General features: G+C 62.6%; 16 protein-coding genes. 10 read left to right on the forward strand and 6 right to left on the reverse strand.

Features of this window, described 5'->3' with window-relative positions:
- Nucleotides 1–42 precede the first annotated feature (42 nt).
- Complete coding sequence (gene gshB, locus CXP40_RS10385) at nt 43–999, reverse strand: glutathione synthase (protein WP_106733641.1); 957 nt, start codon at nt 997–999, stop codon at nt 43–45.
- A 242-nt stretch (nt 1000–1241) separates the two neighbouring features.
- Between gshB and pilG the strand changes: the two genes are divergently transcribed.
- From pilG to CXP40_RS10425, 8 genes are all read left to right on the forward strand, one after another.
- Nucleotides 1242–1649 (forward strand): twitching motility response regulator PilG, encoded by a 408-nt coding sequence (pilG, locus tag CXP40_RS10390; RefSeq protein ID WP_017678433.1) that lies wholly within the window; start codon nt 1242–1244, stop codon nt 1647–1649.
- Between the two features lie 46 nt (nt 1650–1695).
- On the forward strand, nt 1696–2061 hold the full coding sequence (pilH, locus tag CXP40_RS10395) for a twitching motility response regulator PilH (protein ID WP_099522894.1): 366 nt from the start codon (nt 1696–1698) through the stop codon (nt 2059–2061).
- 45 nt (nt 2062–2106) lie between these two features.
- Entirely contained in the window at nt 2107–2643 is a 537-nt protein-coding gene (locus CXP40_RS10400) for a chemotaxis protein CheW (protein ID WP_099522893.1), read from the forward strand.
- 81 nt (nt 2644–2724) lie between these two features.
- Nucleotides 2725–4761 carry a methyl-accepting chemotaxis protein gene (locus tag CXP40_RS10405; protein ID WP_106733642.1) on the forward strand — a complete coding sequence of 679 codons (2037 nt, stop codon included), beginning with the start codon at nt 2725–2727 and terminating at the stop codon, nt 4759–4761.
- Between the two features lie 60 nt (nt 4762–4821).
- Complete coding sequence (locus CXP40_RS10410) at nt 4822–5682, forward strand: protein-glutamate O-methyltransferase (RefSeq protein WP_099522980.1); 861 nt, start codon at nt 4822–4824, stop codon at nt 5680–5682.
- Nucleotides 5683–5707: 25 nt separating this feature from the next.
- Complete coding sequence (locus CXP40_RS10415; protein WP_106733643.1) at nt 5708–12943, forward strand: Hpt domain-containing protein; 7236 nt, start codon at nt 5708–5710, stop codon at nt 12941–12943.
- On the forward strand, nt 12940–13959 hold the full coding sequence (locus CXP40_RS10420) for a chemotaxis protein CheB (protein WP_106733644.1): 1020 nt from the start codon (nt 12940–12942) through the stop codon (nt 13957–13959). Before CXP40_RS10415 ends, CXP40_RS10420 begins: the two co-directional genes overlap by 4 nt.
- A 10-nt stretch (nt 13960–13969) precedes the next feature.
- Complete coding sequence (locus tag CXP40_RS10425) at nt 13970–14440, forward strand: chemotaxis protein CheW (RefSeq protein ID WP_099522889.1); 471 nt, start codon at nt 13970–13972, stop codon at nt 14438–14440.
- Nucleotides 14441–14518: 78 nt separating this feature from the next.
- Here CXP40_RS10425 and CXP40_RS10430 read toward each other — a convergent pair whose 3' ends face one another.
- From CXP40_RS10430 to CXP40_RS10440, 3 genes are all read right to left on the reverse strand, one after another.
- A complete protein-coding gene (locus CXP40_RS10430) occupies nt 14519–16003 on the reverse strand; it encodes a sodium:alanine symporter family protein (protein WP_106733645.1) in 1485 nt (494 codons plus the stop codon).
- 207 nt (nt 16004–16210) lie between these two features.
- Nucleotides 16211–16936 carry a 16S rRNA (uracil(1498)-N(3))-methyltransferase gene (locus CXP40_RS10435; RefSeq protein WP_106733646.1) on the reverse strand — a complete coding sequence of 242 codons (726 nt, stop codon included), beginning with the start codon at nt 16934–16936 and terminating at the stop codon, nt 16211–16213.
- A gap of 67 nt (nt 16937–17003) precedes the next feature.
- Complete coding sequence (locus CXP40_RS10440) at nt 17004–18407, reverse strand: adenosylmethionine--8-amino-7-oxononanoate transaminase (RefSeq protein ID WP_106733647.1); 1404 nt, start codon at nt 18405–18407, stop codon at nt 17004–17006.
- A gap of 258 nt (nt 18408–18665) precedes the next feature.
- Here CXP40_RS10440 and CXP40_RS10445 point away from each other — a divergent pair, with 258 nt between their 5' ends.
- Together CXP40_RS10445 and CXP40_RS10450 are read left to right on the forward strand one after the other, a co-directional pair.
- Nucleotides 18666–19211: a cytochrome b gene (locus tag CXP40_RS10445; protein ID WP_106733648.1), complete on the forward strand. Its 546-nt coding sequence runs from the start codon at nt 18666–18668 to the stop codon at nt 19209–19211.
- Nucleotides 19212–19270: 59 nt separating this feature from the next.
- Nucleotides 19271–19846, forward strand: a complete 576-nt coding sequence (locus tag CXP40_RS10450; RefSeq protein ID WP_106733649.1) for a YceI family protein — start codon at nt 19271–19273, stop codon at nt 19844–19846.
- 113 nt (nt 19847–19959) lie between these two features.
- Here CXP40_RS10450 and CXP40_RS10455 read toward each other — a convergent pair whose 3' ends face one another.
- Together CXP40_RS10455 and CXP40_RS10460 are read right to left on the reverse strand one after the other, a co-directional pair.
- Complete coding sequence (locus CXP40_RS10455; RefSeq protein ID WP_106733650.1) at nt 19960–21858, reverse strand: DEAD/DEAH box helicase; 1899 nt, start codon at nt 21856–21858, stop codon at nt 19960–19962.
- 188 nt (nt 21859–22046) lie between these two features.
- The gene (locus CXP40_RS10460; RefSeq protein WP_106733651.1) at nt 22047–22805 is read right to left on the reverse strand and encodes an ABC transporter substrate-binding protein; all 759 of its coding nucleotides are present in this window, start codon (nt 22803–22805) and stop codon (nt 22047–22049) included.
- Nucleotides 22806–22818 lie beyond the last annotated feature (13 nt).

Here is a 22818-nt window from a genome sequence, read left to right on the forward strand (position 1 = left end):
AGTAGGCGCCTGCAAGTTGCAGGCGCCAGGCTGCCACCTGCGTCAAGCTTTTAACCCGCGCTTGCGTGCAATGCAGTCCATCAGTTGTTCGCCGATGCGGGTGTCGAATGCCGCATCGATCTCGCGGATACAGGTCGGGCTGGTGACATTGATTTCTGTCAGATGGTCACCGATCACGTCGAGCCCAACGAAGATCAGGCCTTTTTCGCGCAGGGTCGGGCCGACTGCGGCGGCGATCTCACGATCACGTTCGGTCAGTGGCCGTGCCTCGCCACGGCCACCTGCAGCCAGGTTGCCGCGGGTCTCTCCGGCAGCCGGAATACGTGCCAGGCAGTAGGGTACCGGTTCCCCGTCTATCATCAGGATGCGTTTGTCGCCGTCCTTGATCGCAGGCAGGTAGGCCTGCGCCATGATCTGCTGGTGGCCGTGCAGGGTCAGGGTTTCCAGAATCACCGAGAGATTCGGGTCGCCCTCACGGTGGCGAAATATCTGCGATCCGCCCATGCCATCAAGGGGTTTGAGAATGATGTCACGGTGCTCATCGGCAAACTGGCGCACAATGTCGGGGCGCCGGCTTACCAGAGTCGCAGGTGTGTATTGAGGAAACTGGGTGGCGAAGAACTTTTCATTGCAGTCGCGCAGACTCTGCGGCCGATTGACCACCAGTACGCCGTCGCGCTCGGCCTGCTCGAGCAGGTAGGTGGAGTAGACGAACTCGTTATCGAAGGGCGGGTCCTTGCGCATCAGGATCACGTCCAGTTCGGCGAGCGGCGTGTCCTGTTCCGTACCAAGGGTGAACCAGCGCTGCGGATCGTTGAACACTTCCAGAGAACGCAGGCGGGCGCGAGCCTGACCGCGAACCTGATAGAGATCCTGCTGCTCCATGTAGAACAGCGACCAGCCGCGTGTTTGAGCGGCCAGCAACATGGCCAGCGAGCTGTCTTTCTTGAAGGAGATGCTGGCAATAGGATCCATGACGATCCCGAGACGAAGGCTCATGGGGGGATAAACTCCGTGAGATGAGGGTGGCGGCCGGGCTGACCGAGCCGAATGACGGCTCTCAGGGTGGCGCCGGCCGGGCCGCGTGGTCAAGGGCGGAGCTGCCCGGGAAGCCTTATAGATTGCATCTGGAGAGTGTGCTAAAAAGGCCCGACGATTGGGTCAAGACCCATCGAAGACTGGGCCTCAGGCATACTGATAACGCGAATATAACGACTCACCGAGGCGATGGTAGGGCAAACATGGAACAGCATACCGAGGGTTTGAAAGTGATGGTGATCGACGATTCGAAAACGATTCGTCGCACCGCTGAAACTCTGCTGAAAAAAGTGGGTTGTGATGTCATCACTGCGGTCGATGGCTTCGATGCCCTGGCCAAGATTGCCGACACGCATCCCAGCATCATCTTTGTTGACATCATGATGCCGCGTCTCGATGGGTATCAGACCTGTGCCCTGATCAAGAACAACAGTGCTTTCAAGTCCACGCCAGTGATCATGCTGTCCTCCAAGGACGGCCTGTTCGACAAGGCCAAGGGGCGTATCGTCGGCTCCGACCAGTACCTGACCAAGCCTTTCAGCAAGGAAGAGCTGCTCGGTGCTATCAAAGCCCACGTGCCTGACTTCACCCCAGTGGAACAAGCCTCCTGACGTTCCGGCCTGACCGCCGTACGCCACTTCTGTATTGGGAAACACCATGGCTCGAATTCTGATTGTTGATGACTCACCAACCGAGATGTACAAGCTGACCGCCATGTTGGAAAAGCATGGGCATCAGGTACTCAAAGCGGAAAATGGCGCCGATGGCGTAGCTCTGGCTCGCCAGGAAAAACCCGATGCGGTGCTGATGGACATCGTCATGCCCGGCCTCAACGGTTTTCAGGCGACCCGTCAGCTGACCAAGGACGCCGAGACCAGCCACATCCCGGTGGTCATCGTTACCACCAAGGATCAGGAGACCGACAAGGTCTGGGGCAAGCGCCAGGGCGCGAAGGACTACCTGACCAAGCCGATCGATGAAGATACCTTGCTGAAGACTCTCAATGCTGTGCTGGCCGGCTGATGCCGTGCTGCTCGCGTACTAAATAAAAAGAAGGCCAAGGCTGGCATGTCCGTGCAGACTCCTTTCCAGATTCTCCTCGAGATCGACCAGCGTTGCCGAGCCCTGGCGGCCGGCCTGCCGTCGCAGCAAGCGGCGGTACAGACCTGGAGCGGTATCGGCTTTCGCATGGGCGAGCGATTCTTTGTCGCGCCGATGGGGGAGGTGGGTGAGGTACTGCACGAGCCGCGCTACACCCTGCTGCCGGGTGTCAAAGGCTGGGTCAAAGGGGTGGCCAACGTGCGTGGCCGCCTGCTGCCGATCATGGACCTGTGCGGGTTCTTCGGTAATGAGCTGTCGCCGCTGCGCAAGTTGCGGCGAATTCTGGTGGTCGACTATCAGGAAATCTTCGCTGGCCTGACGGTCGATGAAGTTTTCGGTATGCAGCACTTCCCCGTGGATGCATTTTCAGAACAACTGCCGCCTCTCGAGGCGAGCATTGCGCCGTTTATCCACGGTGTCTTCCAACGAGAACAGCCCTGGTTGGTGTTCAGCCCTCATGCGCTGACGGCCGATCCTGGCTTCCTCGATGTGTCCTTTCAGTAGATTTTCGGTTGGGTCGGTTCTTCCGGCCCTTTGGCGTTACATGGGAACCGTAGTGCGGTCGGTCCAGGCGGGGGCCAGAAAATGAAAAAATTCAATGCAGGTAATTTGTTGGTCGGGGCGCGCAGTAGCACGCTGATCGCGACGCTGTTCGTCGTGCTGATCGTTTCCATCGTGCTGTTGTTCGCGAACTTCGCCTACATCAACACCCAGTCCAACTACGATACCGAGTACATCAGCCACTCCGGTGAGCTGCGCGTACTGTCCCAGCGTATCGCCAAGAACGCCACGGAAGCTGCGGCAGGTAAAGCCGAAGCGTTCGGCCTGTTGCGCGACGCGCGTAACGACTTCCAGCTGCGCTGGGGGTATCTGACCGATGGTGATGCCAGCAGTGGCTTGCCGTCGGCGCCCGCGTCGGTGCAGGCGCAGATGGCTGCGGTGCAGCAGGACTGGGATAGCCTGCGGCAGAATACCGACGCCATTCTGGCCAGTGAACAGACCGTACTGTCCCTGCACCAGGTAGCCGCCACCCTGGCGGAAACCATCCCGCAGTTGCAGGTCGAGTACGAGGAAGTGGTCGACATCCTGCTGGAAAGCGGTGCGCCGGCTGCCCAGGTTTCTGTAGCCCAACGCCAGTCGCTGCTGGCCGAGCGTATTCTCGGCTCGGTGAACAAGGTACTGGCCGGTGACGAAGACTCGGTACAGGCCGCCGACATGTTCGGCCGTGACGCCAGCCTGTTCGGCCGTGTACTGGCTGCAATGCTCGAAGGCAACGCGGCGATGGAAATCAGCCAGGTGACCGACGAGGAAGCCCTCGAACGTCTGGCCGAGATTTCCGAGCTGTTCGAATTCGTATCCGGCTCGGTGGACGAAATTCTCGAAACCTCGCCAGAACTGTTCCAGGTACGTGAATCGGCGAACTCGATCTTCACCGTGTCGCAGACCCTGCTGGACAAGGCCTCCGAACTCGCCGTCGGCTTTGAGAACCTGGCCTCGGGCCGTGCCATCAACACCCTGTTCGGCTACGTGCTGGGTGGCCTGGCGCTGGGTGCGATCATCCTCATCGGTCTGGTGATGGTGCGTGAAACCAACCGCCGTCTGGCCGAGACCGCCGAGAAGAACGAGCGTAACCAGGCCGCGATTCTGCGTCTGCTCGACGAAATCGCCGACCTCGCAGACGGTGACTTGACCGTGGCCGCGACGGTAACCGAAGACTTCACCGGTGCCATCGCCGACTCCATCAACTACTCCATCGACCAGCTGCGCGACCTGGTAGCCACGATCAACCTGACCGCCGTTCAGGTTGCCGGTGCTGCCCAGGAAACCCAGGCCACGGCGATGCACCTGGCGGAAGCTTCCGAGCACCAGGCGCAGGAAATTGCCGGCGCCTCTGCGGCGATCAACGAAATGGCCGTGTCGATTGACCAGGTATCGGCGAACGCCTCGGAATCCTCCGCGGTAGCGGAACGTTCCGTAGCCATCGCCAACAAGGGTAACGAAGTCGTACACAACACCATCACCGGCATGGATAACATCCGTGAGCAGATCCAGGACACTTCGAAGCGGATCAAACGCCTCGGTGAGTCGTCCCAGGAGATTGGTGACATCGTTAGCCTGATTAACGACATTGCCGACCAGACCAACATCCTCGCACTGAACGCCGCGATCCAGGCCTCCATGGCCGGTGATGCAGGCCGCGGCTTCGCCGTGGTAGCGGACGAGGTACAGCGCCTCGCAGAACGTTCCTCGGCGGCGACCAAGCAGATCGAGGCGCTGGTAAAAACCATTCAGACCGACACCAACGAAGCCGTTATCTCCATGGAGCAGACGACTTCCGAAGTGGTGCGCGGTGCCCGCCTGGCGCAGGACGCCGGGGTGGCACTGGAAGAGATCGAGAAGGTATCGAAAACCCTCGCGGCCCTCATCCAGAACATTTCCAACGCCGCGCGTCAGCAGGCCTCTTCGGCCGGTCACATTTCCAACACCATGAACGTGATCCAGGAGATCACCTCGCAGACGTCCTCGGGTACCACCGCCACCGCCAAGAGCATTGGTAACCTGGCCAAGATGGCCAGTGAGATGCGCAAGTCGGTGTCCGGTTTCACCCTGCCAGACGCCTGATAAAGGAGTGCGGAGGCTGGCGGCAGCCTTCGCTACATAGCCATGACTCAGGGCGAAGGTATGCAGTCAGCGGGCGTTTGGGCATTGCGCCCGGTGGCCGATATGTCGCAAGCCGATTTTCACGACTGGCAGACGTTGCTCGAAGCGCGTACCGGTGTGGTGATCAGCGAGCAGCGGCGCGCCTTTCTGCAGACCAACCTGAGTGCGCGCATGCGCGAACTGGGCGTCACGGATTACGCCAGCTATTACCGTCAGGTCACCGATGGCCCGCGTGGCGCGGTGGAGTGGTCGACCCTGCTGGATCGTCTGACCGTGCAGGAAACTCGTTTCTTCCGCCACCCGCCGTCCTTCGAGGTGCTCTCGCAGTACCTGCAGGAGCGTCTGGCGGCGGGCCTGGGCAAACCCTGGGAGTTCTGGAGCGTGGGTTGCTCCAGTGGTGAAGAGCCTTACTCGCTGGCGATTCAGGCCGCGGATGCGCTTCAAGGCAGCGAGTTGCCCGAGCACTTCGCGGTAACCGGCACGGATATCAGTCAGGGCGCACTGAGCAAGGCACGCGAGGCGTGTTATTCGGTGCGACGCCTGGAGCAGGTGAGTGACGAGCTGCGCGAGCGCTACTTTCTCGCACAGGCCGATGGACGCTTCAAGGTAGTACCGAGCCTGGCTGCGCGCGTGTGCTGCGCCAAGCTCAATGTGCTGGAACTGGCCAAGGCGCCGATGTCCGGCATGGATGTGATTTTCTGTCAGAACTTGCTGATCTATTTCCGCCGCTGGCGTCGCCGCGACATCCTCAATCGCCTGGCCGAAAGCCTGGCGCCGGGTGGCCTGCTGGTCGTGGGCGTGGGCGAAGTAGCCGGTTGGCAGCACCCGCAACTGGTGCCGGTGGCCGACGAGCGAGTTCTGGCGTTTACCCGCAAGGGATAAGGCCAAGTTTATGAGTGGAGTGGCTATGGGTGATCGGCATGATTATGTCGCCCTGGAGTGGGTCAAAGGCGAGATCGGGGAAACCCTGAAGCAGGCGCGGCAAGCCCTGGAGGCGTTCGTCGAGAACCCGCAGGACCCTACGCGCATGCGCTTCTGCCTGACCTACGTGCACCAGGTTCACGGCACCTTGCAGATGGTCGAATTCTACGGCGCCGCGTTGCTCGCCGAAGAAATGGAGCAGTTGGCCAAGGCGTTGATGGAAGGTCGCGTAGCCAATCAGGGCGAAGCCCTGGAAGTGCTGATGCAGGCCATCCTGCAATTGCCGGTGTACCTCGACCGTATCCAGACCGCTCGCCGCGACCTGCCCATGGTCGTGCTGCCTCTGCTCAACGACCTGCGTGCCGCCCGTGGCGAGAAGCTGCTGTCGGAAACCAGCCTGTTTTCCCCGGACATGTCCGCGCGCCTGCCGGCGCTGCCATCCGACAGCCTGGCGCGCCTGCGTACCGCCGAGCTTCCCGTGCTGTTGCGCAAACTGCGGCAGATGCTGCAAATGGCCCTGGTCGGCGTGATCCGCAATCAGGATCTGGCGACCAATCTGGGTTATATGGCGCGCGTCTTCGCGCGCCTGGAAACACTGTGCAAGGACGCCCCGCTGGGCAGCCTGTGGCAGATCGCTTCCGGCATGGTCGAAGGTTTGGCCAACGGCAGCGTGGTCAACGGCACGTCGGTGCGTACCCTGCTGCGTCAGGTCGACAAGGAGCTCAAGCGCCTGGTCGAACAGGGCGCCGATGGCATCAACCAGTCTGCGCCCGATGAGCTGACCAAGAACCTGCTGTTCTACGTCGCCAAGGCGCCGGCACAGTCGCCGCGCATTCGTGCGCTGAAGGAGCAGTATCGCCTCGACGAAGCACTGCCTGACAATGAGGTGGTGGACGAGGAACGTGCTCGCCTGGCCGGGCCAGACCGTGACGCCATGCGTTCGGTGGTCGCCGCGCTGTGCGAGGAACTGGTGCGGGTCAAGGACAGCCTCGATCTGTTCGTGCGCAGCGATCGTAGCCAGCCCGGTGAGCTGGACGCCCTGCTTGCACCGCTCAAGCAGATCGCCGATACCCTCGCGGTGCTTGGCTTCGGTCAGCCGCGCAAGGTCATTCTCGATCAGATCGACGTCATCCATGGCCTGTCTCTCGGTCAGCGCGAGCCGAACGATGCGGTGCTGATGGACGTCGCTGGCGCGCTGCTCTATGTCGAGGCGACGTTGGCCGGCATGGTCGGCCCGAGCGACGACGGCCCGAATGAGCAGAGCCATCTGCCGACCACCGACGTGGCGCAGATCCACCAGCTTGTCATCAAGGAAGCGCGCAATGGCCTGGAACAGGCCAAGGACGCGATCATCGAATTCATCGCCTCGCAGTGGAATCATGAGCACCTGGCCCGTGTGCCCGAGCTGCTGACCCAGGTCCGTGGCGGCCTGGCGATGATTCCGCTGCAGCGCGCTGCCGACCTGCTCAATGCCTGCAACCGCTACATCCAGGAACAGCTGCTTGCGCGCAAGGCCGTGCCCAACTGGCAGAGCCTGGACACCCTGGCCGATGCCATCACCAGCGTCGAGTACTACCTCGAGCGGCTGTCCGAGGACCATGGCACGCAGGGCGATCTGATTCTCGACGTTGCCGAGGAAAGCCTGGAAACCCTGGGTTACCCGCTCAAGGAAAAACCGTCGATCCTCGACCGTGTCGAGCCGCAGGAAGAAAGCCTGGCACCGCTGGCTGACCCGCTGCAGGAAATCGAGCTGCTGGGTGCCGAAGACGAACAGCTCGAAGAGCCCCTGGCCGAGAGCGATGCGCTGACCTTCGATGTGGTCGAGCCGTCCAGCGATGAGGTTGCGGATCTGCAACTGCTGGACGCTGAGCCCGAGCAGTCGGACGCCCGTGAGACTGCCGACAGCTTTACCTTCGAGCTAGACGAGCTTGAAGAGCTACCCGCCCTGCAGGACGAAGAGACTGTTGCCGCACCGCTGCTTGACGCTGAGCCGGAGCTTGAGCTCGAAGAGCTGAGCCTGGACCAACTGGCCGAGCCGGCGCAGTGGGATGAGCTGGAACTGGCCGATCTGGAACTACCGGAAGTCGAGCTGCCCAGCGCACCGCAGGTGCAGGAACTGCCGGATGAACCGGCAGCGGAGAAGCCGCTGTCGATGGCCGATGTCATGGCCGCACCGGTCCAGGCGATCAATCCGCCTGCCGCCGATGTGCCGCCGAGCCTGTTGCCGCCGCCTGCCGATGAAGAGCCGGTGGACGAAGAGCTGCTGGAAGTCTTCATCGAAGAAGTCGGCGAAGTGCTGGAAACCATCGGTGAGTACCTGCCGCAGTGGCAGGCCGATACCGACAACAAGGACGCGCTGATCGAAGTTCGTCGCGCCTTCCACACGCTCAAGGGCAGCGGGCGCATGGTTCGCGCGCTGATCATCGGTGAGCTGGGCTGGTCCATCGAGAACCTGCTCAACCGCGTGCTGGACCGCAGCATCGAGCCGAACGCGCCTGTGCAGCAGGTGGTACTCGATGTCGTGGCGCTGATGCCGGCGCTGGTCGACGAGTTTGCCGCCAAGGCGCAGCGTCAGCGCGACGATGTCGATCTGCTGGCGGCCACCGCGCATGCCCTGGCCAAGGGGCTGACGCCCCCAAAATCTAACGCCCCGGCCACCCAGCAGGTAGCCGAGCCCGTGGGCGTTGACGACGCTACCGAGGTCGTCGAGCTGGACGAGTCGGCCAACGACCAAGCGCTCGATGGTGAGCCCCTCGACCCGCAGTTGCTGGAAATTTTCCGCAACGAGGCGGAAACCCATCTGGATACTCTGGTGGGCTTTCTTGCCGACTGCGCGCAGGAACTGCCGCAGCCAGTCACCGACGACCTGCAGCGTGCGCTGCACACCCTCAAGGGCAGCGCCTATATGGCCGGGATCCTGCCGGTGGCAGAAATCGCGGCGCCGCTGGAGAAGCTGGTCAAGGAGTTCAAGACCAACCTGATCCAGGTGGATCTGGCGGCTGCCGAGCTGTTGAGCAGCGCCGAGGGCGTGTTCCGTATCGGTCTCGACAATCTCGAGACCCAGCCTCTGGCACCCATTCCTGGCGCAGAGGCACTTCTTGCTCGCGTCCAGGCGTTGCATCAGGAGCGTCTCGCCAGTGCCGAAGACGAGCGTATGGCGCAGAGCGGCGAAAGTCGCGACCCGCAGATGATCAGCATCTTCCTCGCCGAAGGCATGGATATCTTGCTGGACGCCGAGGACCTGCTACGCAAATGGCGTGAGCATCCGTCCGAGCGCCAGGAGCTGTCTGCGCTGCTGGAGGAACTGACGACCCTCGGCCGTGGCGCCGAAATGGCCGAGCTGCCGCAGATCGACGAACTTTGCGAAGCCCTGCTGGATCTTTATGGCGCCGTCGAAGAAGGCAGTCTGGCGGTCAGCGAGCGCTTCTTCGACGAGGCGGAGAAGGCCCACGAAGCGCTGATCGGGATGATGGATCAGGTCGCTGCGGCCTTGCAGGTCACCCCGCAACCCGAGCGGGTGCAGGCGCTACGTGATCTGCTGAGCGAAGCCATCGATCCGCATACCTTGGCCTTGCTCACGCCTGGCGTCGAAGGGCTGGAAGTCATCGAGTTGGACCAGGCCACTGCCGAGCTGGAACAAGAAGCCGAGGCTGAGCCGGTGCTGTGGCAAGAGGCACCCGCCGAACCGGACGTCGCCGAAGACATTGATCTGGAGTCGCAGTCCGAGGCCGAGCTGGGCTTCAGCCCTGTCGACGCCGATCTCGATGAGGAAATGGTCGAGATCTTCCTCGAAGAGGCTGTGGATATTCTCGATAGCGCTGGTCAGGCGCTGGAGCGCTGGCTCAGTGAACCGGACAACACCATGCCGCTGTCCTCGCTGCAGCGCGACCTGCACACCCTCAAGGGTGGTGCACGCATGGCCGCGATTCGCCCGATTGGTGATCTTGGCCACGAACTTGAGTCGCTCTACGAGGGTTTGGTCGATCGCCGTTACAACCATTCGCCGGCGCTGGGCAATCTGCTGCAGCAAAGCCATGATCGCCTGGCGCAGATGCTCGATCAGTTGCAGGCCCGACTGCCGTTGGTCTCTGGTGACGACCTGATTCAGGCAATTCGTCAGTTCCGCCAGGGCGGTACGCCGCAGAGCCTGTCGGCGGCTGTCGCCCAGGTTGAGCCGGAGCTGGACGACGAACTCGTCGAGCCGATCAAGGTGGTGGAGCCGGATAGCTTCGGGCTGCCGCCCCTGGCGCTGGTCGAAGACGAAATCGTGCTCGACGAAGTGCCACAGGCAGAGCCAGAGGCAGTGTTGCCGCTGATCGACGAAGTCGAGCTGGTAGTACCCGAAGACGAAATGCCTGTTGCCGAGCCCGAGCCGCAAGGTACGACGCTGGCCAACTGGCATGAAGAGCGTGATCCTGAACTGGTCGAAATCTTCCTCGAGGAAGGTTTCGACATCATCGACAGCGCCGGCGCCGCGCTGCAGCGCTGGATGGGCGATGTCGACAACAGTCTGGAGCTGGAAGCCCTGCAGCGTGACCTGCACACCCTCAAGGGTGGTGCGCGCATGGCTGAAATTCGTGAAATCGGCGATTTGGCTCACGAGCTGGAATTCCTGTACGAGGGGCTCGGCGGTGGTCGCCTGCGGGCTAGCCAGGAGCTGTTCACCCTGTTGCAGGCCTGTCATGACCGCCTGGCCGAGATGCTCGAGGCCGTGCGAGATAAGCGGGCGGTGCCGCAGGGCCATGCCCTGATCGAGACGATCAAACGCTTTCGTGCCAACCCTGACGAGCAACTGAGCATGCCGTCGGCGGTACAGCTCAGGGCGGTGGTCGAGAGCGATGAAGCCGAAGAGGCTGACAGCGACATCCTCGATATCTTCCTCGAAGAAGGCGATGACCTGCTCGAGGCGATGGAGGTGTCGATCGGGCGCTGGGAAGAACAGCGCGATGATGTCAGCGCCATCGACGAAATGCTGCGCACGCTGCACACCCTCAAGGGTGGTGCGCGTCTGGCTGGGCAGAAACGCCTTGGCGATCTGAGCCACGACCTGGAACAACATCTCAGCGAGGCTCTGCTGCAGGGCGCCCCCTGGCCGGAGAGCCTGTTGCTCGACGTGCAGTCCGGTTTCGAAGGGCTGCAGAATGAGCTCGACGTACTGCGCCAGCGTCTTAGCGCCAGTCTCGGTGATGAGCCGGTGGCGGCCGATGCCGAGGTCGAGCCAGCGGCAGCGCCTGTGAGCAATCTGCTCAACCCGATCGTTGCTGCCAGTGACGTGCCAAGCCAGTTGCAGGCGCCGAAGGTGCTGCCGTTCGTACAGCGTGCGCAGGAGGCCGCACTGGAGGCAGCGTCCCGCCGTGCGCCACAGGAGCTGGTCAAGGTGCCAGCCGAGCTGCTCGAAGGCCTGGTCAACCTGGCCGGTGAGACGTCGATCTTCCGCGGACGTGTCGAGCAACAGGTGAGCGATGTCGGTTTCACTCTGAGCGAGATGGAAGCGACCATCGACCGGGTACGTGACCAGCTGCGTCGTCTCGATACCGAGACCCAGGCGCAAATTCTCAGCCGCTACCAGGCTGAGGCCGAGCGCGCCGGTTATGAAGATTTCGACCCGCTGGAGATGGACCGCCACTCGCAACTGCAGCAGCTCTCGCGCGCGCTGTTCGAATCGGCCTCCGACTTGCTCGATCTGAAGGAAACCCTGGCGGCGAAGAACCGCGACGCCGAGACCCTGTTGCTGCAACAGGCGCGGGTCAACACCGAGCTGCAGGAAGGTCTGATGCGCACCCGCATGGTGCCGTTCGACCGCCTGGTGCCGCGTCTGCGTCGCATCGTGCGCCAGGTTGCAGGCGAATTGGGCAAGCAGGTGGAGTTCGTCGTCGGCAACGCCGAAGGGGAAATGGACCGCACGGTGCTCGAGCGCATCGTCGCGCCGCTGGAACATATGCTGCGTAACGCCGTCGATCACGGCATCGAGCTGAGCGATGTGCGTCGCGCGGCTGGCAAGTCGGAGACCGGCACCATCCGCCTCAATCTCGGTCGTGAGGGCGGCGATATCGTTCTTACCCTGGACGATGACGGCGGTGGTATTCGCCTGGAAGCCGTGCGGCGCAAGGCCATCGAGCGTGGGCTGATGGACGCCGACAGCGACCTGAGCGATCACGAAATCCTGCAGTTCATTCTTGAGGCGGGTTTCTCCACTGCCGAGAAGGTCACGCAGATTTCCGGCCGTGGTGTCGGCATGGACGTGGTGCACTCGGAGGTCAAGCAACTCGGCGGTGCGATGAGCATCGACTCGACGCTGGGCCAGGGCACGCGCTTCACCATTCGCCTGCCGTTCACCGTGTCGGTCAACCGTGCGCTGATGGTGTACTCCGGCGAAGACCTCTACGCCATCCCGCTGAACACCATCGAAGGTATCGTGCGGGTGTCGCCGTTCGAGCTGGAGGCCTATTACGCGCCTGACGCGCCGCGCTTCGAATACGCCGGACAGGCCTACGAGCTGAAGTACCTGGGCGACCTGCTGAACAATGGCCAGCATCCCAAACTGGTGGGTCAGAGCCTGCCGCTGCCGGTCATTCTGGTGCGCTCCAGCGAGCACGCCGTGGCGGTGCAGGTAGACAGCCTGGCCGGCTCGCGCGAGATCGTGGTGAAGAGCCTCGGCCCGCAGTTCGCCGGGGTGCACGGGATCTCCGGTGCGACCATCCTCGGTGACGGCCGCGTGGTGGTGATTCTCGATCTGCTGGCGACCATTCGTGTGCTGCATGCGCATCTGCAGAATCAGCTGATGCCGCGCCTGGCTTCGCGTCAGGCTTCGGCCAGCGAAGAGGTGGAGGTCGACCGTCCGACGCTGGTCATGGTGGTCGACGACTCGGTCACCGTGCGCAAGGTCACCAGCCGTTTGCTCGAGCGTAACGGCATGAACGTGGTCACCGCCAAGGACGGGGTCGACGCTATTGCCCAGCTTCAGGAACACAAGCCTGACATCATGCTGCTGGACATCGAAATGCCGCGCATGGACGGCTTCGAGGTGGCCACGCTGGTGCGCCACGACGAGCGCCTGAAGGACCTGCCGATCATCATGATCACCTCGCGTACCGGCGAGAAGCACCGCGAGCGGGCCATGTCCATCGGCGTCAACCAATACCTCGGCAAGCCCTATCAGGAGTCCTTGCTGCTCGAGACCATCGCTCAGTTGGTGGATAGCCATCGGGTCAAACGGACATGACAGACAAAACCTCCGCGCGCATTGCAGTAATCGCCGACACCTCGTTGCAGCGCCATGTGTTGCAGCAGGCATTGGCCGGTGGCGGTTATCAGGTAGTGCTCAACAGCGACCCGGCGCGGCTCGACGAGGAGCAACTGGCTGCCTGCGAAACCGACCTGTGGTTGGTGGACCTGGCTCAGTCGGAAGATTCGCCGCTGGTCGACAGCCTGCTCGAGCGTGCCAGTGCCCCAGTGCTGTTCGGCGAGGGGCATGCGCCCGAGCGACACTCGGAGAACTACCCACGCTGGGAGCGCAGCCTGTTCGGCAAACTCAAGCGCCTGGTCGGTGATCCGACTCAGGCGGTCGGGCCCAGCCTGCAGGCACTGCTCGATGAAGCGCAGCGTCCAGCGCGTCTGGAGCTGCCGCAAGCATTGGCCAATACGCCGCTTAAAGCTGGCGAGCCGGCACGCCAGGTCTGGTTGCTGGCTGCCTCGCTGGGTGGCCCGGCAGCGGTCAAGGCATTTCTCGATGCCCTGCCGGGTGGCTTGCCCATCGGCTTCATCTACGCCCAGCACATCGATGCCAGTTTCGAGGCGGCCCTGCCGCAGGCGGTCGGTCGACATAGCCAGTGGCACGTCAACTCGGCACGTCATGGCGATCCGGTGCGGTGCGGTGAAGTGGTGGTGGTGCCGATCAGCAACGAGCTGGGCTTTGCCGAAGGCGGTGCGATGCAGATTACCGAACGCGGTTGGCCTGAGCCCTATAGCCCTTCCATCGATCAGATGATGCTCAATCTGGCGCAGCAATTCGGCGGCCTGTGCGGTGTGATCGCGTTCAGCGGCATGGGCAGTGATGGCAGCGCCGCTGCCGCTTACGTCAAACGCCAGGGTGGCTTGATCTGGACCCAGCGCGCCGACAGTTGCGCCAGCCCGAGCATGCCCGACAGCCTGCGCGAGGGCGGCTACAGCAGTTTCAGTGCCGATCCGCGTGAGTTGGCCGTGGCCCTGGTCAATCACCTCGCCGAACATTGCAGTTGAGGACGTTTCAATGAGCCAAGCCGTCGCCACCCAGAACAGCGCCGCCAGTCTCACCGGCTTGCTGGTGCCGCTGGCCGACCGCACTTTGCTGCTGCCCAACGTGGCGGTGGCGGAGCTGATTCCCTATCGCGCGCCGCAGACGACCGAAGGTACTCCCGACTGGTTTCTCGGCCAGATCGCCTGGCGTGACCTGCGCCTGCCGCTGCTCTCCTTCGAGGCCGCCAGCGGTGGTCAGGCACAGGTTGCCAGTGGCGCTCGCGTTGCGGTGATCAATGCCCTGGGCGGTCGTCCCAAGGTCAAGTTCATCGCCTTGCTGGTGCAGGGTATTCCGCGCTCGCTGAAGGTCGGCAGCGACCTGGCGGCGGCGGATGTCGAACTGGCTCCGCTGGAGCTTGGGGCTGCGCGCGTCGGTGACGACGTGGTGCGTATTCCTGATCTGGCGGCACTGGAGCAACTGCTCGCCGATGCTGGCCTGATCTGAAATAACCCAGCGCGATCGCATCGCTCATGAAAAAGCCCCGGCACTGGCCGGGGCTTTTTCGTTACTGCCTTGAGATGATCAGCGCTGTGGTTGCTGCGCTGCGGACTTCTCTGCAGTCAGGTTGTCGTCTTTAGACGGAGCCTGATCCCAGTAGTCGGCATTGGTGATGCCAAGCTTCTCGGGGTGGAAGACCGGGTCTTTGCCCTCGTCCAACTGCTGCTCGTAATCCTTCAGGCACTTATAGGCGACCTTGTGCATGAGCAGGATGGCGATGATGTTCAGCCAGGCCATCAGGCCCACACCGAGGTCACCCAGATCCCAGGCGAAAGTAGCGGTATGCACGGTGCCGTACACGGTAGCCGCGATGATGCCGAATTTCAGCAGCAGGGTGAGGATGGGGCGCTTCACCTTGCGGTTGATGTAGGCAATGTTGGTTTCGGCGATGTAGTAGTACGCCAGGATGGTGGTGAAGGCGAAGAAGAACAGGGCGATGGCAACGAAGGCGTTACCGAAACCGGGCATCATGTTCTCCATCGCGGTCTGCACGTAACCCGGGCCTGCGGCTACGCCAGCGATACCGGTGAACAGCGCGCTACCATCAGGAGCCTGAACGTTGTACTGGCCGGTGATCAGCAACATGAACGCGGTTGCGGAGCAGACGAACAGGGTGTCGATGTAAACCGAGAAGCCCTGAACCAGGCCCTGTTTGGCTGGGTGGCTGACCGCTGCGGCCGACGAGGCATGCGGGCCGGTGCCTTGGCCTGCTTCGTTGGAGTACACGCCGCGTTTCACGCCCCACTGAATGGCCATGCCGACGATGGCGCCGAAACCAGCTTCGAGGCCGAAGGCGCTCTTGAAGATCAGTGCGATGACGTCCGGCAGTTGGCTGATGTTGAGCAGGATGATCACCAACGCCACCAGGATGTAGCCCAGCGCCATGAACGGCACGACTACTTGGGTGAAGTGGGCGATACGCTTGACGCCGCCGAAAATGATCAGGCCGATCAGTACTGCCAGGACTGCCGCAGTGACGTTCGGGTCGATACCGAAGGCGGTCTGCACGCTGGAGGCGATGGAGTTGGCCTGTACGCCCGGCAGCAGCAGGCCGCAGGCGAACACGGTAACGATGGCGAACAGCCAGGCGTACCATTTCAGACCCAGGCCGCGCTCGATGTAGAAAGCAGGGCCACCGCGGTATTCACCGTTGAGCTTTTCTTTGTACACCTGGCCGAGGGTCGACTCGACGAAGGCCGAGCTGGCGCCGAGGAAGGCCACCATCCACATCCAGAAAACGGCGCCCGGACCACCGAAGGTGATCGCGGTGGCCACACCGGCGATGTTACCGGTACCGACACGACCGGCGAGGGTCATTGTCAGCGCCTGGAAGGAAGTGATGCCGTGTTCATCGGTCTTGCCGGTGAACATCAGGCGAATCATTTCTTTGAAATGGCGAACCTGGAGGAAGCGGCCGCGCAGGGAGAAGTAGAGACCAACGCCAAGACATAGATAGATCAGCGCCGGACTCCAGACCAGACCGTTAAGGGTCGAGACCAGTTCGTTCATGCAATGCTCCTGGGCATGCGGCCGCCTTTTGGGCGGGGCCGAAGCCCGTTGATTTGTTATTGGAAGAGGAACGACGCTGCGGGGCGCCGGCCTCGGCCGCGCGCGAATTGCTGGTGAGCGGGTCGCGCATGCGGCGCGCAGAGCATGACAAAGACTGTCGATCTTGCAATCTCTTGAAATCACATTTTGTTACGCTCAGGCGACATTTTACGCCTGCAGGTCGCCCCAGAGCTGTTGGGCAACGCTCAATGCCACCACGGGGGCCGTTTCCGTGCGCAGAACGCGTGGGCCCAGGCGGGCGGCGTGGAAGCCTGCGCCCTTGGCCTGGTCGACTTCGGCGTCGCTCAAACCGCCTTCAGGGCCGATGAGAAAGGCCAGGCTATTGGGTTTGTCGTGGCTTTGCAGGGGAGCTGCAACCGGGTGCAACACCAGCTTCAGATCGGCTTCGATCTGCTGCAGCCAGGCGTCCAGCTCCAGTGGCGGGTTGATCACCGGCAACACCGAGCGGCCACACTGCTCGCAGGCGCTGATCGCCACCTGACGCCAATGGGCGATGCGCTTGTCGGCGCGCTCGTCTTTCAGGCGTACCTCGCAGCGCGCGGAGACGATCGGGGTGATTTCGCTGGCGCCCAACTCAGTAGCTTTCTGGATCGCCCAGTCCATGCGCTCGCCGCGCGACAGGCCCTGCCCCAGATGGATACGCAGCGGCGATTCGCTCAGCCCGGCGATAGACTCGCGCAGCTCGACACGCACACTCTTCTTGCCTACCTCGATCAGCTCGCCGAGGTATTCCTGGCCGCTGCCGTCGAACAGCTGCACGGCATCGCCCACTGCATGGCGCAGCACACGGCCAATGTAATGGGCCTGCGCTTCGGGCAGGTCGTGTTGGCCGAGGGAGAGCGGGGCATCGATGAAGAAGCGGGACAGGCGCATGACGTATCAACCTTGAGCAGAGGCGCGAATTCTAGCTGTAGGGTGCGCTGTGCGCACCGCTCCTGAGTCAGCCCGGATCGCGATGATCGGGGTAACGGTTGTCCACTGCCACGCTGACGGACTCTCGGGTGGCGATATCGATGCCCTCGCTGGCTACCTCGGCGAGGAAGTCGATCTCTTCGGGTGTGATCACGTAGGGCGGCAGGAAGTACACCACGCTGCCCAGTGGGCGCAGCAGCGCGCCGCGCTCCAGTGCGTGCTGGTAAACGCGCAGGCCTCGCCGCTCCTGCCAGGGGTAGGCTGCCTTGCTGGCCTTGTCCTGCACCATCTCGATGGCCAGAGCCATGCCGGTCTGGCGCACTTCGGCGACATGCGGATGGTCGGCCAGGTGCGCGGTGGCGCTGGCCATGCGCGCGGCCAGGACCTTGTTGCGTTCGATCACGTCGTCATCGCGGAAGATATCCAGCGTCGCCAGGGCGGCGGCGCAGGCCAGCGGGTTGCCGGTGTAGGTGTGCGAGTGCAGGAAGGCGCGCAGGGTGGCGTAGTCGTCATAGAAGACGCCATAGATCTCATCGGTGGTCAGCACCGCTGCCATCGGCAGGTAGCCGCCGGTCAGCGCCTTGGACAGCACCAGGAAATCCGGGGTGATGCCAGCCTGCTCGCAGGCGAACATCGTGCCGGTACGGCCGAAACCGACGGCAATTTCGTCGTGGATCAGGTGCACGCCGTAGCGGTCGCAGGCCTCGCGCAAGAGCCTGAGGTAGATCGGGTGGTACATGCGCATGCCGCCGGCGCCCTGGATCAGCGGCTCGACGATTACCGCGGCGACTTCGTGGTGATGCTCGGCCAGTGTCTGCTCCATGTGGGCGAACATGACGCGCGAATGTTCTTCCCAGCTCACGCCCTCGGGGCGCAGGTAGCAATCCGGGCTAGGCACTTTTAGGGTGTCGAGCAGCAGCGGCTTGTAGGTGTCGGTGAACAGCGACACGTCACCCACCGACATCGCCGCCACGGTTTCACCGTGATAGCTGTTGCTCAGGGTGACGAAGCGCTTCTTCTCCGGTCGGCCGTTGTTGAGCCAGTAGTGGAAGCTCATCTTCAGCGCGACTTCGATGCCCGAGGATCCATTGTCGGCGTAGAACACCTTGTTCAGGCCTACCGGGGTGATCTGCACCAGGCGCTCGGACAGCTCGATGACCGGTTGATGGGTAAAGCCGGCGAGCATCACGTGTTCGAGGTTTTCCAATTGCTCGCGGATGCGCGCGTTGATACGCGGGTTGGCGTGGCCGAAGACGTTGACCCACCAAGAGCTGACGGCATCCAGGTAGCGTTTGCCGTCGAAGTCTTCGAGCCATACGCCAGAGGCCTTGCGAATGGCCACTAGCGGCAGGCGCTGGTGATCCTTCATCTGGGTGCAGGGGTGCCACAACACGTCGAGGTCGCGTTGCATCCAGTGTTGGTTCAGGCTCATTAACGATCTCCCAGTGTTCGGCGGCACAGCCTACCAGAAGCCACCACTGAGACGTGGACGCTACCGTCGGTCTGCTGCAATGCGCCGTCCGCGCCGCTGTGGCTGAACTCTACGACGAGCGCGTGCAACTAAGCTGATCGGCCAACGGTGGCTGAAATGAGGTATCGCATTTCTCGATGTTTCATAGCGAAATTTTCCGCTTTAAATCGATATATTTGTCGTTAGTCTTGCTCGGACACTGAATTAGGGAAGCTCCCCATGCAATGGCGCAATACCTCTGCTCGTTATGGTCTGGTCAGCGTCGTGCTGCACTGGCTGGTGGCGTTGGTCGTGTTCGGTCTGTTCGCCCTTGGCTTCTGGATGGTGGGGCTCAGTTACTACGACCCGTGGCGCCAGAGTGCGCCGGACCTCCACAAGAGCATCGGTATCCTGCTGTTCGCGGTGATGCTGTTGCGCGTGCTGTGGCGTTTGCTCAATCCGGCGCCAGCGGCCCTGAGCAATCACGGTCCGCTCACTCGCCTGGCCTCCAAACTGGGTCATGGCGTGCTCTATTTCGGCCTGTTTGGTGTGATGATTTCCGGCTACCTGATTTCCACTGCCGATGGCCGTGGCATCGAGGTGTTCGGTCTGTTCAGTGTGCCAGCCACCCTGAGCGGTATCGCGCAACAGGAAGACATTGCTGGAGCCATTCACGAATACCTGGCCTGGGGGCTGGTGATTTTCGCTGGCCTGCATGGTCTGGCCGCACTCAAGCACCATTTCATCGACCGCGACAGTACCCTGCTGCGGATGTTCGGGCGCTGAAGCACTTCATAACCGGGCTCGTGCCCACCTAGATCGACAACCTCGCAAGGAGAACACCCATGTTGAAGAACGCCCTCGCTGCACTGGTTCTGGGTTCCGCTCTGATCGGCGGCCAGGCCATGGCGGCAGACTACGCCATCGACAAGCAAGGCCAGCACGCCTTCGTCAATTTCAAGATCAGCCACCTGGGTTACAGCTGGCTGTACGGCACCTTCAAGGACTTCGACGGCAAGTTCAGCTTCGACGCCGCCAATCCTGAGGCGAGCAAAGTCAGCGTGACCCTGAAGACTGCCAGCGTCGATACCAACCACGCTGAGCGTGACAAGCACATTCGCAGTGCCGACTTCCTCAATGCGAGCAAGCACGCTACTGCCACGTTCGAATCGACTTCGGTCAAGTCCACTGGCGAAGGCACTGCCGACGTGACCGGCAACCTGACCCTGAACGGCGTGACCAAGCCGGTGGTGATCGCTGCCAAGTTCATCGGCGAGGGCAAGGACCCGTGGGGCGGCTACCGCGCCGGCTTCGAGGGCACCACCACCCTGACGCTGAAAGACTTCGACATCTCCATGGATCTCGGCCCGGCTTCGCAAACCGTGGAGCTGATCATCTCGGTCGAAGGTGTGCGTCAGTAAGAAAAGGAGCGAGGCGAGTCATCGGTGCGCACGGTGCACCCTACGTAACGGACGAGCCAGCGCACCAACAAAAACGCCACCCCATGGGGTGGCGTTTTTGTTTGCGTGGCCGCTTACTCTTCGCGATTACGCGTCAGCAGCGCCGGCTTCTCGCCGCGGGGACGAGTGCTGTTGCTCAACTCGTCTAGCTGCTCGGCGCTGGGGAAACGATCCAGGCGCGAGCCCTTGTGCACGATGATCGGCTGCTTCTCGCGCGGGTTGCGCACGGCTGCTTCGGCGCGTGGCAGTTCGTCGCGGTCCAGCGAGATGATGCGACCATCCGCCTGTCGGCCACGGCCCCCGCCGTTGCGGCCTTGACCACCCTGGCCACCTTGACGGCGATTCTTGCCGGGATTGCCTGGGTTACCGCCAGTGTTGCTGCGGGGCTGCCTGTTGTTGCTGTTGGCTCTCTGACCTTGGCCCTGAGCAGCGCCATTACCAGATGCACCGCCGCCCGAGCGGCGGCCGCGACCTTGCGGCTTGTTCTGCACCGGGACGTAATCGGCACGGTTACCGAAATTGTCGATTTCGTCGTCGAGAAACTCTTCTGGATCGCGATCCGGCGGCAGTGCGGGAACGGCCGGGGCTGCGCCACGATTCTGGTTGCGAGGCTGCTGACCTCGGCGGTTCTGCCCTTGGCCCTGACCTTGCTGCTGCGGCTTGGCTTTCTGATCCTTGCCGCCATCCTTGCCCTTGTCTCTGCGGCCACCGTTGTTGCGCTCGCCCTTGGGCTTATCGCCACCGCCTTCGGCTTTCTGCTTTTTCTGCCCGGCATTGCGCGGTTGGCGTGGCTCACGTACTTCCGGGCGCTCCGCTTCCACGGCGCTGGCGTCGAAGCCCATCAGATCGCCGTCGGGGATCTTCTGCTTGGTCATGCGCTCGATGCTTTTCAGCAGCTTCTCTTCGTCAGGAGCAACCAGCGAGATGGCCTCACCACTGCGGCCGGCACGGCCGGTGCGGCCGATACGGTGAACGTAGTCTTCCTCGACGTTGGGCAGCTCGAAGTTGACCACGTGCGGCAGTTGGTCGATATCCAGGCCGCGTGCGGCGATATCGGTGGCCACCAGGATGCGTACCTGGTTGGCCTTGAAGTCGGCCAGGGCCTTGGTGCGCGCGTTCTGGCTCTTGTTGCCATGGATCGCGGCAGCCGGCAGACCATGCTTGTCGAGGTACTCGGCCAGGCGGTTGGCGCCGTGTTTGGTGCGGGTGAACACCAGCACCTGTTCCCAGGCACCCTGGGTGATCAGGTGGGCGAGCAGGGCGCGCTTGTGGCTGGCAGCCAGACGGAACACACGCTGTTCGATGCGCTCGACCGTGGTGTTCGGCGGCGTGACCTCGATGCGCTCGGGGTTGTGCAGCAGCTTGCCGGCCAGGTCGGTGATGTCCTTGGAGAAGGTGGCCGAGAACAGCAGGTTCTGGCGCTGTGCGGGCAGTTTGGCCAGCACCTTCTTGACGTCGTGGATGAAGCCCATGTCGAGCATGCGGTCGGCTTCGTCGAGGACGAGAATTTCCACGTGCGACAGGTCGATGGCTTTCTGATTGGCCAGGTCGAGCAGGCGGCCAGGGCAGGCCACCAGCACGTCGACGCCCTTGGCCAGGGCCTGGACCTGCGGGTTCATGCCAACGCCGCCGAAAATGCAGGCGCTGACGAATTTCAGGTCACGGGCATACAGCTTGAAGCTGTCATGCACCTGGGCGGCCAGCTCGCGAGTGGGTGTCAGCACCAGTACGCGCGGTTGTTTCGGGCCGTGGCGCTGTTCGCGATCCGGGTGACCGTCCGGGAACAGGCGCTCGAGAATGGGCAGGGCGAAACCGCCCGTCTTACCAGTACCCGTCTGGGCCGCCACCATCAGATCGCGACCTTGCAACACGGCGGGAATGGCCCGCTGTTGCACCGGAGTGGGTTGGGTGTAGCCGGCGGCTTCGACCGCACGGACTAAAGCCTCGGAGAGACCGAGGGAGGCAAAGGACATGAGCAATCCTGTACTAGTGAGGGCGTGGCCCTGGGGGTGTAGAGCCTGGCTTGAATCACGCATTGAGGGGGCGTGATCCCGTCCGGTACTGCTGGCTTTAGAGCACCAGCATCCGGGCGCAAGCCTGGCGGGAAGGTTCGAGTATAACAGAGCGCAAGGCTTACGCACCTATCAGCCTGTCGGCTGGTTCACGGCTGGCGTTCGTGCGGCCTGCCGTAGCGTGCCTGCAGGCGGGCATAGGCGGGTTCGCGCTTGAAGCGGCGTAGCTCGCGGGCGAACGCCTGCGCCAGTGGTTGCAGCGCCGGATCCTTGCGCAGCGCCAGGTACAGATGGTCGCGCCCGAGTCTTTTGCGGTGGTAGTCGATTTGCCCCTCGATGCCCATCTGCGCGATCAGGTAGAGGCCGGCGCGCCGGTCATTGACCACCAGGTCGACGCGGTGGCGTATCAGCTTGCCCATATTGGCTTCATGGCTCTGCGCTTCTTCGCGGCTGAACAGGGTTGAGGTGCGGAAGGCCTCGTCGTTGTACCAATAGCCTGGCGAGACACCGATTACCAGGTCGCTCAGGTCTTCCTGGCTGGTGAAGCGGAATGGACGATTGCGCGCATGGAACAGCACCAGCTCGACATCGCTCAGTGGCTCTGCGACGAAGAGCATGTCGGCCTCGCGCTCGGGCAGGTGGAAGATATCCAGAATGCCATCGGCCTGCCCGTGCTCCAGTGCCAGCAGGCAACGCTTCCAGGGCAGGAACTGCAGCTCCAGCTCGATGCCCAGGCGCTGCAGTACCGTCTGCGTGATCTCATGGTCGAGGCCTGCGGCTTGGCCGTTGTCCTCGTAGACATAGGGCGCCCAGGCATCCGTGACCAGGCGCAGCGTTTCGCCGCGGGCGGCGAAAGCGCAGCAGCATAGCAAAAGAGTGGCGATAATCTGGTGCTGGAATAATGACATCGCGCCAGGTTAG

The sequence above is a fragment of the Pseudomonas sp. YY-1 genome (genome assembly GCF_002843095.1).
In the GTDB taxonomy this organism is placed as follows: Bacteria; Pseudomonadota; Gammaproteobacteria; order Pseudomonadales; family Pseudomonadaceae; genus Aquipseudomonas; species Aquipseudomonas sediminis_A.